The 14,806-nt window shown below is 36.2% G+C and carries 6 protein-coding genes; all 6 read right to left on the minus strand.

Features of this window, described 5'->3' with window-relative positions:
* Positions 1 to 116 precede the first annotated feature (116 nt).
* The gene (locus tag EV144_RS15855) at positions 117 to 2,558 is read right to left on the minus strand and encodes a T9SS C-terminal target domain-containing protein (RefSeq protein WP_134150146.1); all 2,442 of its coding nucleotides are present in this window, start codon (positions 2,556 to 2,558) and stop codon (positions 117 to 119) included.
* A 15-nt stretch (positions 2,559 to 2,573) separates the two neighbouring features.
* Positions 2,574 to 4,904, minus strand: coding sequence for a DUF5703 domain-containing protein (locus EV144_RS15860; protein ID WP_134150147.1), 2,331 nt, complete (start codon positions 4,902 to 4,904; stop codon positions 2,574 to 2,576).
* A 206-nt stretch (positions 4,905 to 5,110) separates the two neighbouring features.
* On the minus strand, positions 5,111 to 6,535 hold the full coding sequence (locus EV144_RS15865; protein ID WP_134150148.1) for a sialate O-acetylesterase: 1,425 nt from the start codon (positions 6,533 to 6,535) through the stop codon (positions 5,111 to 5,113).
* Between the two features lie 302 nt (positions 6,536 to 6,837).
* Positions 6,838 to 10,236, minus strand: coding sequence for a glycosyl hydrolase (locus EV144_RS15870; protein ID WP_134150149.1), 3,399 nt, complete (start codon positions 10,234 to 10,236; stop codon positions 6,838 to 6,840).
* A gap of 116 nt (positions 10,237 to 10,352) precedes the next feature.
* Positions 10,353 to 13,631 (minus strand): glycoside hydrolase family 2 TIM barrel-domain containing protein, encoded by a 3,279-nt coding sequence (locus EV144_RS15875; protein ID WP_134150150.1) that lies wholly within the window; start codon positions 13,629 to 13,631, stop codon positions 10,353 to 10,355.
* Entirely contained in the window at positions 13,631 to 14,755 is a 1,125-nt protein-coding gene (locus EV144_RS15880; protein WP_134150151.1) for a glycosylase, read from the minus strand. The genes EV144_RS15875 and EV144_RS15880 overlap by 1 nt, the downstream gene beginning before the upstream one ends.
* Positions 14,756 to 14,806: the final 51 nt, after the last annotated feature.

The following is a 14,806-nucleotide window of genomic DNA, read 5'->3' on the forward strand; positions in this document are numbered from 1 at the left end:
TATGTTTTCCCGCAGATTTTGCAGATCAAGCAGATATTCGCAGATTTAATTTTAAAAAAAAATCTATTTTAAATCAGCCGAAATTTGTCTAAATCTGCGTGAAACATTTTATATTATTATTTTACGAAGAAGTTAATTGTTCTGCTCATGGTATCTCCATCTGCATCTTTTACTGTTAATACGAAAGAAGCAAATCCTGCTTCGATAGCCGTAAACTGAACTTCTTTTCCTTTTAAAATTACACTGCCATTTTTAAGATCAGAGAACGTATAAACCGGACTTGCCTCAAAGCCTTTGAAATAATCAGAAGCATTTAAAACTGCTTTTTCACCAGATTTAATAAAGAAATGAGGCTGTGCCAACCATTCTAAATAATTATCTAATTGCGTATAACCGTCTTTATCAGTATCTGAATTAGCATCTGAGAAATCTCCTGCTTTAGAATTTTCGTTTAAACTAAAAGCTTTTTCCCACCAATTTGGTAAACCGTCATGATCTGTATCCCAATCTGCTGCGCGAGTTTCAGACGCAAAATTTGGCCATCCACCAGCATCAGCTTCATTATCAATTAATCCGCCCAGACCACTTTTGCTTCCTTTATAAGTAAAAGTCCCTTTTAGTGTTTCGTCAACAATTCGGTTATCGTGTTTATCAAAAAACGGCTGATTGGCACCAACATCCGAAAGTACATTTTTAAAAGCTCCTTTTGCCGATTGCGTATTTACATACGATTCGAAAAATGGTTTGTCAACAAAAGTCTCATAATCAACTTTTTCATTATGCGTGATTGTCGATTTTCTTCCTTTATCCTGAGATTTCTCATCAAAATATCCTGGCATCACATTTCCATCAAAGAAATAGCGCTGCATTCCTTTTCCAACACCTTCATGTTGTGCATTCAAAGCCACAAAAATCTTAGTCGAAACGCCTGGTTTGTAAAAATTGTTTACAAAGTTTACTTCATTAGCACCTCCGTCTGTAGCACGTGCACCCCAGTTATAAACCACATTATTAGTAATATCTACTCTTCCTGTATAGAATCCGTCACCGCTTAAACCACCGCCAATACTCCAGTTACGACCTTCGTTATGGGCTAATAAATTGTGATGGAAACTTCCGATATCACCGCCAATTGTTGCTGCGTAACCGTGCATTTTTCCAACTTCGTATTTATCATGTCCTGCAACGTTTAAAGCCTCAGAAATTAAAGTTCTTTGCAATGTAATATGATGTGCACCACGTGAACTGAAAGATTCATCGATAGTCCAGCTGATCGAACAGTGGTCAATAATACTATAATTAGCACCTGTAAGTCCCATTCCGTCATACGTTTTTCCGCCACCAATACGAACTTTCAAAAATCGAATAACACCATCGTCTCCCGTAAGCCCAATTGGCGCACGCGTGATAGTGATTCCTTCTCCCGGAGCAGTTTGTCCCGCAATCGTGATGTAAGGCTGGTTTACGACTAATCTAGAATCCAGTTTAATATCCCCAGAAACATTAAAAACAATAGTTCTTGGCCCTATTTGCTGATTTACTGCATCACGCAAACTTCCTGGTCCATCGTCATTAAGGTTTGTAACTTCAATAACTTTTCCTCCTCTTCCTCCTACGGCAAAACGTCCGTATCCTTCAGCATCAGAAAAAGCCAATTGCGCAGGTTTAAAAGACCATACATTTCCTAAAGTTATATTTCCTTTACTGTCAATTTCGTCAACACGCCAGTAATATGTAGATAAACTGTATAAGTTTCCAATTGGAAAAGAAGTTTCAGTCAATTTTCCTTTGAATTCTTTTGAAGATTGATTTGCATTTGCAACAGCATTTTCATTTTCTCCAAAATACAATTGATGCGTCACAGCATTTTTAGAAGCGTCCCATTTTAAGATAATATTTTTATCTGCAACGTGTTCGTCTCTATTGGCAGGTATTGGTGTACGTGCCTGATTCATTAAATTTGGTGTATCGATTTCAAATCCATTGATCACGATTTGCTTTACAACATCTGGATTTGTAGTTGGATCAATTTCAAAACGAACAACTACATCTTTTCCTTTTACAGCTGTAAAATTGATGTAAGCCATCGAAGCGTCAATTTTTGCATTAGCTCTCTGACTTGCGTTTACGGTTTCTGCTAATTTTCCGTTTACGTAAATTTTAATTGGCGAAAAAGTCTTTCCAGTAATAACATCAAAAGCATTGTGAAAAGTTAGCAAAGTGTGTTTTCCTGCTTTTAACCCGCTGATTTTCATTTCTAAGTTTTCGGCAGTTATCAAGCCGTCACTTCCTAATCTGTTATAATACGGAGCATTCATCCCGACTTTATACCATTTTGATGTGAAATTTCCTTTTAATTGAAATGCGACATTATTAAAAGTTTTCGAAGCTTCTTTTTGATCATTAACAACCCATGATTCGTAACTTGGATCGTGAACTTCTTCTAATTTTCTTTGAAAAAAGTCAAAATCGACTTTTACAATTTGTTTATCTGTATTCTGCGCCTGCCCATTTATTGCCATAAGCAAGGCAAATGAGCCAACTAATTTTTTTATCATTTTCTTTTAATTTTTTTATTTTAATTTTCTTTTTTCTTCTATTGATTTTCCTAACAGATTTACAATGTCTTTTGTACGTTCTTCAGGAATAACTTTTATATTTTTTATAGTTCCGTTTGTCAGTTCAGCTTCTATAATTGTATTTTGTGAAGCATGTAATTTAAAATGAACATTCCAATCTTTTGGCCATGCCGGAAAAAGATAGATTTTTCCATCGGCTTCCTGCAATAACATTTCCTGCATACCAATCATTCCTGATCCGCCCCAATTATGATCCGGAACCCAGTCAAATCCCGGTCCCCAAAATGCTGGGAATCTTCTTTCTGAATTTGCCATTTTCAGGAGATTGTATTTTTTTGCTTCTTCTGTTAAACCTAATCTTGCCGAAAAAATATTATCTTGTTTCCACCCAATATGACTTCTGAATTTTATTGCATCCGTATCATAATCCCAAGTGTTTAAAGCCGTTTCTAAATCTGGTTTTCCAACGCCGTAAATTCCCCACGGATAAACGGGATACAATTGCGGAACTTCCGAATTATTCACACGTTCCCAAGATTTTGCCGGAACTAAAACTTTATGATTTTCAATTGTTCCAAAATTCAAAGGAGGAATTCTGGTTTGAAATGCTTTTACATATTCAATCTCTTCTTTTGACAGTTCTTTTTGGGAAAGGTTTAACAGCCCATCTGAAATTATTTTTAAAGCTGAAATTGTACTATTAGAATTATTCGCCATTTTGTAAGTCTCTGCCCCAGACCCCGGAAAAAGAATCAAATGCCCGTTTCCGTCCAGAGCCTTTCTTCCTCTTTTTTTGGCTAAATATTGATAATGTTCATCAAAAAAACGAAGACAACTGATAATGAATTGATTGTATTTCTGAATATCTTCTTTTGCAAATTCTTTTTGCTGTAACATCATTTGACAAAACTCCAAAACCGTATCCCATTCGTATTCCAGCCACGCATTATATTCCATTCCAGGGTCATAGTTTGTAGGACGCTTCCATTCATATTCGGCGGGATTTGGAAGTCCGAAATTTTCTAATTGTTCCGTAAAAGATGCTCCGTTATGATTCCAATAAACCTGACTTCTTAATTCAGCATTTTTTTGAAGACTTAGATAATAATCTAACTGAGATTTCATCATATCAAAATCACCGCCTTTTACCATCGGGAAATAAACCAATCGCTGGTTTTGCGCCGTCATTGTTCCACCGCCCCAATTCCTGAAATCGGGAGTGAAATTCAAATCTTTATTCGTGTAAACGGGATCAACCGTAAAAAGTCCGCCGTTGAATTTTGTTGGATATTTTCCATACGCATTGCATCCTAACATGTATCGGAACAACTGATAATTCTGTCCAATTTGATAAACCGAATCTTTCTCAATCGATTGATTTTTTTGTGTAAAAATAAAACTGCGTTTCCAGAAACTATTCCACCATTTTATTGTGTTTTTTTCAGCTTGTTTCGCTGTGTTTTTATTTTCAGCAATCAAAGTTTTCAATCCGTTATTCCAAGTAGAAAAATCAGATTCATTAGTATTTAAATAAATTTCTAATGAATGTTTTTTTGAAGGTTTTATACTTGTCATATTAAAACCCTTAAAATCCGTATCCTGATATTTTCCTAAATAAGTTCCGTCTGGTTTTAGATTATCACCATTCATAAATCCACCGAAAGTAAGATTCGCAATCGGGTTCATCATTTCATTTTTAACCGATTCCATTTTTTGTTGTTTTACAGCAACATCAAAAACAGTCTGTTCACGGTTTCTGTGGTAAAATTTCACTCCGTTATTTTCAAAAGCAATTGAATCTTTAAAAATAATAAGATCACCCTGAGGCGCCCATTTATAAGAATTCGCATTATTTTCTTTTCCTTTTGAATGATGGTTCTGATAACGCCAGCTTTCATAAGAAGCCGTCATTTTCACCGGATTTTTACTTTCTAAATCAACATGGATAATTGGTTTAAAAACATCTACCCAAAGTTTGATTTTGGTATTATTTTGTTCAACTAAAATAAATCCGTCTTTCAGTTTTAATTCCTGATGAAAGCCATTTTTCCCTTCAAACGGATTCGGCGATAAAGAAATTTTCACACGACCTAATTTCAATAAAGTATTATGCTCATCAAAAGTCCCGCTTCGCGAAAAATAGAAATACAAATCTCCTTTTTCTACCCAGACATTCGCACCAATATCTCCGCCACCCAAAGGCATCGATTCTGATGAATTGTTGCTTTGTGTTGTCCAGATTTGGTTGTAATTATCAAGCACAGGAATTTGTGCTTTGATGCAAAGCGTGGTGAAGAGAAAAAATATTAGTATTAAATTTTTCATTTTTACGTTTCCTGCAAGGTTTCCAAAACCTTGCAGGTATTATTTTTTTGTTTTTCTCCCGCAGATTTAGGAGATTTTGCAGATAATATAATCTGCTCAATCAGCAAAATCTGCGAGAGATAAAATATTAATTATTATCACCAAGGAATTTTAAACATCTTCTAAACACCTACAAGGTTTTGGAAACCTTGCAGGAGCGCTCAATACTACCATTCATCTGTTCTAAAAGAAGAAACCGGCAAACCACCCGTACTAAATAATTCCGCTTTCGCGAAATCTTTCCATAAATAACGAACAGCGACTGGCTTCACAACTTTTTTAGAAGTTAAAACCACTGATTTTCTTCTTAATACGGTTTTAGCCGGATAAAAAACTTTGTCTTCCCCGGCAATTTCAAAACCTAAAACTGCCGCATCATAAGCCGTAATTCCGTTTGGAACATCATCAAAAGAAACCGTTACCGAACCGTCTTTTATCTCCATACTTTTATATTTCGGGCTTTCAAATTCGAAACCTTCAACTCCGTATATTTTTGCTAAAACCTGAAATGCCAGACGATTTCCGCCTTTTTCTTTGTCTGTTGGGTGAATGTTATTTTCTTCACCAACATCCATCAAAACAGCCATTCCCGAATTCGGAATTTCTGCAGAAGCTTTCAATTGCGCTTCTCTCAAATAAGCCGAATTGTATTTTTCCAGATAATCTTTTGGATGAAAAGAAGCATAATTAAACGGTGCAATTTGAGCGAAGTAAAACGGAAAATCGCCTTGTTTCCACAATGCTCTCCAACTGCTTACCATTTTCTTCATTAACTCTTTGTATTCAGAAGCTCTTTCGTAATTCGATTCGCCCTGATACCAGATACAGCCTTTGATTCCGTAACCAATTACAGGCGAAAGCATTCCATTAAACAAAGTCGTCGGAACGCGGTTTGGATCTTTCGCTAATTCTTCTTTTGTGGTCGGAATTTTAGCGCTCGCAAAATCTTTCAGCATTTCCTGATTCATCCATGCTTCCATGCTTGAACCTCCGTATGAAACATGAATCAAACCAACCGGAACATTTAAAACTTCCTGTAAAAGTGATCCAAAATACCAGGCCGTTGCGCTAAAATTAGCAGTTGATTTTGGTGAAGCGATTTCCCATTTTCCTTCAAAATCATCTTTTGGTTCTAAAACTGTCGCTCTTGGAATGGTTATAAAATGTATGTTTTTATTCGTAGATCTTACGATAATTTCATTTCCGTTTTTTACGGGTTGTCCCGGAAAACCTTTCAAAGGCATTTCCATATTCGATTGCCCTGAGCACAGCCAAACTTCGCCAATTAAAATGTTCTTAATGGTTACTTTTTCGTTTCCTTCAGCAACTTCAATTGTAAAAGGTCCGCCTGCGGTTGGAGTTTGCAATTCTGTTTTCCATTTACCCGAAGCATCTGCTTTTGCTTTGTAGATTTTAGAATTCCAAGAGGTTTTTATGGTAAGATTTGCGTTCTTTTCTGCCCAGCCCCAAATTGGTGCATTTGATTTTTGTTGCAACATCATATTGTCGGTAAACAATGCCGGAAGTTTGATTTTTGCATTGATTTGGAAGCTTACCAAAACCATTACAATTGCAATAATTGATTTTTTCATTTTTATTTTTTTTTTATTGCCGCTCCCGATAGCTATCGGGATAAAGGATTAAAAAGGATTAATCTTTTATATGTGAAAATCCTTAATCTGTATTTTTTTTGAATTGCCTCCTGCTTTAGCTGGAGGTTACAAATATTTATCTCAACAAGGCTTTAGCCAAAATGTTCTGTTTGGCTAAAGCCCAATTCTTATCTTTTCTAAACCTCCAGCTAAAGCAGGAGGCAATTCATATTCTTATGATTTACTACAAATTAAAATCCTTTTTAATCCTTTATTCCAATAGCTATCGGGAGTGGCAAAATTTATTTTTCTTTCACAATCGTAACCGGCCCCAACAATCCCGCCTTCAACAACGGATTTCCTTCCAAACGATATGGCGCAGTTGTCCAAGTTAATCTTTCTTCTTTTGGCAATTTTTCATCACCCATTAATCGGTTTGCCCAGGTGTTGGTTATTTTTATTATAATCGTGTTTTTTCCTTTTTGTAATGCATTCGAAATATCTGTTTTATAAGGAAATGTCCAAAGCGTTCCGCAGTCTTTTCCGTTGATTGAAATTTCGGCGATATTGGCGATTTCTCCTAAATCCAACCAGATTTTATTCGAATCTTTTCCTTTCCAGACAAATTCTTTTTTATAAATAACGGTTCCCGAATAATATTTAATTTGATCATTTTCTGAAGTACTCCAGTCAAAAAGTTTGTTTGTCTTTACAACTTCTTTCGGACCTTTAAATTCCGAATCAAATTGTAATTCCCAATTTTCATCTAAAACCTGAACTTTTTCAAATTCAGCAACTTTAGCTTTCGCTAAAACTTCTTTGGTTTTTTCTTTAAAAATCACAAAACCAGATTCATTTTCATTTAATGATAAAGAAACAATTGTACGCCCGTTTTCGATTTTCCAATTTTCTAAAATAGTCGTTTTATCGGTTACAGGATTATACCATTGCGGTAACTTTCCAGAAATTCTAAACGAAGTTTCGAAAGTTCTTTTTTGTTCTTTTTGATTTGAAATAAAATAAACATCCTCAGACTCAGATTTTCTGTGTGTCCACGCAATCGTTTCTGAATCGGCTCTGTTTAAATTCGGAAAATAAACGTCTTGTGCAATTCCGATTGAGGCAAAATTATTTTCTAAATAAGGAAGTTTTATAACGGTTCCTTTTCCGATTTTCCATGAAGATAAATTGGCGTTATTCCAGATTTCATCAATTACAATTTGCCATTTCTTTTGATCGGATTCTGATTGAATTCCGGGTTGTAGATTTGGTTTTTCATCAATGAAAACTGTTCCTCCAGCTTTTATCAATTCCAATATTTTTTCGGCGGAAGCCAGAGAAATCATTTTATTCGGTGCCATTTTATGACTTCCCGGAAACAATAAAGCGCCGTATGAAATTCCACTACCAAAAGTTATTTTTCCGTTCTCGATCTTTGCATTTCTGGTTAAGACATCAGCATTGAAAGAATCATATTGATAGCCGTTCATCGCATTTGTCCATTGCGATAAATCGGTTGAATTTTTAGAGGAAGTCACTTCTTTCGGCGCTCTTAAACTCGGTTGACCTTCATTTTCTAATCTGATTTTTTCGCTTTCTATTCTTTCTTTTCCAAAAATATTCGGAATAAAAGGCACTAAACGATCTGGAAGCATCGCACGAGACGGCAGATCTTCACCAATAAAAACAGCTAAATCAATAATAGGTTTTCCTTTTTGCAATTGAAACTGCACTCTCTGGCAATAATCAACCCATGCTTTTCCGGGTTTCCACCAGGTTTGGTCTCTTTGAAAATAACTTCCAACGCCGTCTAAAGTCATTCCCGGTTTTCTGTCTGTCCACGGATTATGAACAAAAACGTGGTAGAAAAATCGGTTAATTCCTAAGGCATAATTTCTATCGGCCAGCGTTTTAAGATTTCCCGGATGTTCGTCCCAATCCATCTTTAACTCGGTAAAAGCTTCCGCCTGAATAATATCTTTTCCGTAAATATGTCCGCCCGAAATCGCATCCAGCATATCATTTGGTTTGTCGTGCGTTGGGCTTTTCAGCCAAAATTCACCACTCGGGTAATCGACATATTTAAAATGCAAAAGTCCGTCGCTCATCATGGTTGGTGCCACATTTTCTGAACTGAATTTTACATTTGATTCTTTGGCAATATCTTTTAATGTCCCAAAGAAATTCTCCGCAACTAACTCAGAAATTGTTTTTCGAACATCGTATAATATTTTTTCTGAAGTCTGAATATCTTTCAACGGAATTCCAGCCATAACCGGAAGAAAATCCACAATATCGTAACCTCTTCGCTTTTTAAATTCATCTCGAAAAACAGGTGACCAGTTTTGACTTCCGCATTCCCAGCTGTCCATGTGGAGGATTTTAACGACTTTTGAAGCAAGTTCTGGCCCGGCAGTTCTCAGCATTTCTCCAAACCAATGATCCAGTTGAAAACGAATGGCTTGGGTATTAAATTTGTCTACTTCTAAACCTCTTCCCGCGCCTGCCGTAGCATTTTCGTGACCTGTCGAAGTATATCCAAAACGAATAATTCTCCAATTTCCTTTTGAAGATGATTTCCAATTTAAAACCCCATTTGCATCAACAAACTTCGAAATATTAATCATTTTTAAAGGATCGATGCAATCTGATTTTGCAATTTGCTGTTCGGTTGTCTGCGGACTTAATCTCCAGATTGCTCCCGATTTTCCCTGATAATTATCGATTAAAGCTTCGTTTGACAAAATGATTTTGGCCACTTTTAAACCCTGATTCCATTTGGCAGGATCTAAATCTTCTGCGCCGGGTTCTGTTCCAGCCGGATCATAAACAAATCTGAAATATTTTGCTTTTGTCGGAACTAAACTGTGGGTATAAAACGCGTCTGTATCCTGCCACCCTTGTCGTGGCGTCGTTAATCTTGCCAGGCTTTTGAAGTTTTTTCCATCGTCACTCACCTCAACGATTAAACGATGTGCCTGATAATTATTCCCTTTGGTTTCAATCTGAATGGATTTACATACAAACGGCTGATCAAATTCATACTGAACCCAGCCTTTTTCTTTTAATCTAAATTGATCTTCTTTGGCAGAATTAGTCAAAAATGAAGCATCAAAATCGGCTAAAGTTGATGTAACTTTTGGCTGTTTTTGATAAGACGTAACAATCGCTTCGTTCTGCGGAATCGCAAAAATGGCAATATCTTTATAATAGTCTTTGTAATGATTTGGAACTGGTAATGGAATATTTTTGAAGTTATTTCCGTTTACTGCAAGATCTGACCAAACCACTTTTTGCATCGAAATTTCTGGCGTAATCCAAGGTCCGCCTGCAACAGCAAAACCGTCTGCGGGATGAAACGCTATTTTTACGCCCAATCGGTCTGCTTCTGTCAATGCCCAATGCACCAAATTCCAGAATTCCTTGCTCAACTGCAAAACCGGCGGATTCATCAATGGCGGATTTGCCGGCCCTTTTATGGTCATTAAATAGGCACCTCCAATTCCGGCTTGTTTCATAGCTTCTAAATCGGCTGTGATGCCTTCTTTAGAATAAGCGCTTTGCATCCAATACCAATATAACCAAGGTTTTGAGGATTCTATAGTGGGCTGAAAAAATGCATTTTCTTTTTTATAGGTTTCCTGTGCGGAGACGAATCCCGCAAGGAGTAAGATAAAAAAGAGGTATTTTTTGTTGAGCATTTATAATTATTTTTTTTATTCTAATTTTTCACCGCAATCTTGTCATTGCGAGGAACGAAGCAATCTCATAACGAGAGCAACTTAGTGTGATTGCTTCGTTCCTCGCAATGACATCATTAATACTTAAACTTCTTCAAACTTTCCTCCAAACCATTTTTAGCAGAAGTAAAAGGAACCAAGTAAAAACTATACTGATAATCTTTTGCCGGAATCTGATATTGTTCTAACGGCTGAGCTACAATCGTCCAACTGTCGTTTCCTCCAACTCCCATTTGGATTAAATCAATATTTACTGTTAAAAATCCCGGATCTTTTAAATCAAATGTATGTTTGGCGCTTAAATTTTCCTGCGTATAAGGCCATGCACTCATGCTTAAAGGCTGATTATCATTAACAACCAATAAACCTTTGTTTTTCTGCGGAGTCGTAAATGACATCCATCTTACTTCTGTTCGGTTGGCGTTTTCCTGAGGTTTTACATAATGTTCTAAAAAATCATTTATTGGCAGAGAATATCTTCCAACAGTTAAACCTGAATTACGGTCGATATAGTTTTCTAATTCACCTTTTCCATACCATGAAATCTGATCGAATTTTCTTTGAACTCCCATTTGCATTCCGACTTTTGGAATGTTTGGTAGTTTGTTCGTTACTTTTAAATTGTAATCTACTTTTATAATTCCATCTGGATTAATATTGTAGACAACATTTACACTTGCACTGTCTTTAATCACTTCATAATTACTTGTGATTTTTATTTGAGAATTGCTTTTATCAATAGCGATATTGGTCAGTTTTGGTTTTGATACATACCATGGTTTCAAAAGTTTATTTGACTTCCAGCCACGTTTATCATTGTCTGTCAGTGGTCTCACAAAATTTGGAAGCAATGGCGCAAAAACTTGTTCTTCTCCATTAAAAACATACGAACTCAAAGCTCCGTTTGTTTTATTAATTGTGATTTCGAATGTTTTTCCTTTTACTTTAAAATCAGAATTAGAATCACTTACCTCAGCTTTATTTCCTTTTTCTTCGAATGAATTAATTTCTTTCTTTTGAAGTAAAAACTGATCTTCTGCAACGGCATACCCTTTTGGTGCCCAATCTTCATTTTGCGGAAGCTGAAATTCTATGTTTAAGAAATATTCTGCTTCTTTTTTCATTTTTGGCAAATAAGACTTTACATCTAAAGTTACCGATTTTCCTGCTTCTGCTTTTAATGGCTGAAGGATTTGCGTTTTGATAATTTTTCCGTTTTCTAAAATCTTTAAAACCGGAATATAATAGTCTAAAGATCTAACCGACTGACGATTTTCTATTTCAATTTTAAAATCATCTTTCATTGTTGAACTCACAGGCTGGAAAACCCATTTACACTCGTAAATCGAACCTTTTGGTTTTCCGTTTGAATCGACAACTCCTTTGGTATTGAAATTTCCGTCATGGTATTTTTCGCCAAAATCTCCGCCCTGAGCGAAAAATTCCTGTCCGGTTGCCGGATCTTTTTTCAATAATCCCTGATCTTTAAATTCCCAGATGCAACCTCCAATAACTCTTGGAAGCGTACGGAATTCATGCCACAATTCTTTTAAATTTCCAACTGAATTTCCCATCGCATGAGAATACTCCACAAAAATAATTGGTCGTGTATCTTTCTTTTGATCGACTAAAAATTTAGGTGTAAAAACGCCTGGATAAAAACGGCTTACCATATCTACATAAGGTTCGTCCTGCGGATTTTCGAATCGATAAGCATGATCGATTGTTTTTGGATATCTGGGATCAAGCGGATCAATATAACCGTCTAATTTTGGATTTCCCTGTGCTGGTTCGTAATGCACTGGGCGCGTTAAATCAAAATCATGAACCCAACCTGCCATCGCAGAATGGTTTGGACCTTTTCCTCCTTCATTTCCTAAACTCCACATTACAACAGACGGGTGGTTTTTATCGCGTTCTACCATTCTGGTCATGCGCTCCATATAAGCATTTGTCCATTTTGGGTCGTTGCTTAATTTTCCGCCAATTCCATGTGTTTCCTGATTGGCTTCGTCCATAACCATGATTCCGTATTTATCGCATAAATCATAAAAATAAGGATCGGCAGGATAATGGCTGGTTCTGATAAAATTGAAATTGTACTTTTTTATCGTAATAATATCTTCTAAAATATCTTGTTTGGTAACAGCTTTTCCGCGAACGGGATGATGATCGTGACGATTGATTCCGTACACATAAGTCTCTTTTCCGTTGATGAGCATTTTGCCGTTTTCTTTTGAAAATTCTATTGAACGGAAACCTACTTTACAGCTTTTTACTTCTGTAATTTGGTTGTTTGCATCTTTTAAAACCATAATCAAAGTGTACAGATTTGGTTCTTCCGTGCTCCATTTTTTTGGATTTTCGATCGTTTCCTGAAACATCCCGAAACGAACATTATCCAGACGCGGATAACTTTCGTTTAAAATAGCATCAACTGATTTTTTTAAAGTTTCTTTAAATAATGGTTTATTATTGGCATCGTACAACTGAACTTCAAAGTTCTGATTTTTAATAGTATCGCCTGTAAGATTCTCTAATTTTGGTCTAAGTTTAAAAACCGCATCTTTATATTGTTTGTCTAATTTGGTCTGCACAAAGAAATCCTGAATACGCACTTTTGGCTCAGCCATAATAAAAACATCGCGCTGGATTCCGCTCATGCGCCAGTGATCCTGATCTTCAAGATAAGAACCATCTCCCCAGCGAATTACCTGAACTGAAACTACATTTTCTCCCGCTTTTAAATACGGTGTAATATTAAATTCTGAAGGCAGGAAAGTATCTTCTCCATAGCCTAAAAATTCACCATTCAGCCAAACCTGAAAAACAGAACTTACGGAACCGAAATGAAGTGTAATATTTAAATTTTTCCAATCTTCCGGAACGGTAAAACTGCGTTGATATGATCCAACTGCATTGGTTGTTTTAGGAATAAAAGGCGGATTTACAGGACGAAACGGATAAACCGCGCTTTTGTAAGCCGGAATATCATAGCCTTTTAATTCTGAATTCGACGGAACTTCAATTTTGTCCCAGCCTGAAACTTTTGTTTTATAAAAATCCTTTGAAGCTTCTTCTAAATTTACGGCATATTTATAATCCCAATCGCCGTTTAAAAGTTTAAATCGGCTTTTGGTTCTGTCACCTTTAAGCGCATCTTCAATATTGGTATAAGAATATCCTGTAGCGCGAGAAGCATCTCTGTTAATACTTGTTACGGTTGGGTCTTCCCACGGCGCGTAAACATATTTTTTAGGTTTTTCTGGAATTCCTGCTTTTTCTCCTGTAACGGTTTGTGCCTGGAGAGCTCCAAAACTAAAAAAGGATAATAATAGTATTTTAAAATTGTTCATTATTTCTTTGCTTTTTTCTCAGGCGGAGCCACAAAATTCAACTTACTTTTTCCTAAATCTTTTGACGTTGCAATTGCAATTCCTCTTTGTTCTGCTTTATTAACAGCACAATAAAAATGATAGACAACACCATCATGTTTTACGACAAATGATTTATGTGCAAACAAATCATCGTATGGTTCTGATGATTTAACTAAATCGTCACCTTTCCAGTCGGTCCAGTTTACTAAATCATTGGAAACGGCAAAACGGTTAAAGGCACCTTGATTCCAGCCTGTCCAGAAAGCTCCAAAATAAAACATCACCCAAGTATCATTAATACGCTGAATATAAGCATCTCCAGAGATTCCTTTATGGTGATTGATTAAAGGTTTATTACCGTAACGCTCCCAATGTTTCATATCGTTCGATACTGCCATAGCAATACGCTCTGCACCTTTAGCAGGATTTAAACTATCGCCACGGGCATTATAATACATGATAAAATTGTGTCCCGTTAATTTATCTTTATCGCGAATTACACTGTTTTTATACATCGTACTATTATCCCACCATCTTGCGTCTTTGTCTTTTGGTGTCAAAACCGGATTTTCTAATCTTTGAAATTCGTGTGGTTTTATCGGCGCTTCTTTTGTATACGCCATTCCGATTGACAAAACGCCAGCTTCGTAACCTTTGCTGTCTCCACCAAAATAACTCATCCAGTATTTGTCTTCGTATTTTTCCCATTCGTAACTTCCGCCCCAAGTCATGTCTTGCAATGAAATATATCCCGCTTTTTGGTTGACATCCCAGTGTTTTTCATTTTCTGAAAATGACATTACTTTTCCTAAATATTTCCAATCTAGTAAATTATCACTTTCTGCTAACCAGGTTTCGTAACCTCTTCCGTCATAAATTAAATACGTCATGTACCATTTTCCGTCTTTTCTGAAAACGCTTGGACAATCCATTTTATAGGAGTTGTCTGTTGGCACCATTACCAATCCGTATTTATAAGGTGTTTTTACTTCGTTGTAAATTTCCTGCATTACGTTTTCTGTAATTTCACGCTTCTTGTATTTGGTCGCGCAACTTGTTAACAGGACTGCAATTACAGCAATAAATAAATACTTAATTTTCATATTCTTTGTGTATATTTTGTACGCGGATGACGCGGATTTACTTCGTAAAGA

The organism is Flavobacterium sp. 270, assembly GCF_004368785.1.
Taxonomy (GTDB): domain Bacteria; phylum Bacteroidota; class Bacteroidia; order Flavobacteriales; family Flavobacteriaceae; genus Flavobacterium.

Bases quoted from the DNA above. Each gene is read 5' to 3' on its own strand.
- EV144_RS15855 (WP_134150146.1), bottom strand. From the start codon at position 2,558: ATGATAAAAAAATTAGTTGGCTCATTTGCCTTGCTTATGGCAATAAAT.
- EV144_RS15860 (WP_134150147.1), bottom strand. From the start codon at position 4,904: ATGAAAAATTTAATACTAATATTTTTTCTCTTCACCACGCTTTGCATC.
- EV144_RS15865 (WP_134150148.1), bottom strand. From the start codon at position 6,535: ATGAAAAAATCAATTATTGCAATTGTAATGGTTTTGGTAAGCTTCCAA.
- EV144_RS15870 (WP_134150149.1), bottom strand. From the start codon at position 10,236: ATGCTCAACAAAAAATACCTCTTTTTTATCTTACTCCTTGCGGGATTC.
- EV144_RS15875 (WP_134150150.1), bottom strand. From the start codon at position 13,631: ATGAACAATTTTAAAATACTATTATTATCCTTTTTTAGTTTTGGAGCT.
- EV144_RS15880 (WP_134150151.1), bottom strand. From the start codon at position 14,755: ATGAAAATTAAGTATTTATTTATTGCTGTAATTGCAGTCCTGTTAACA.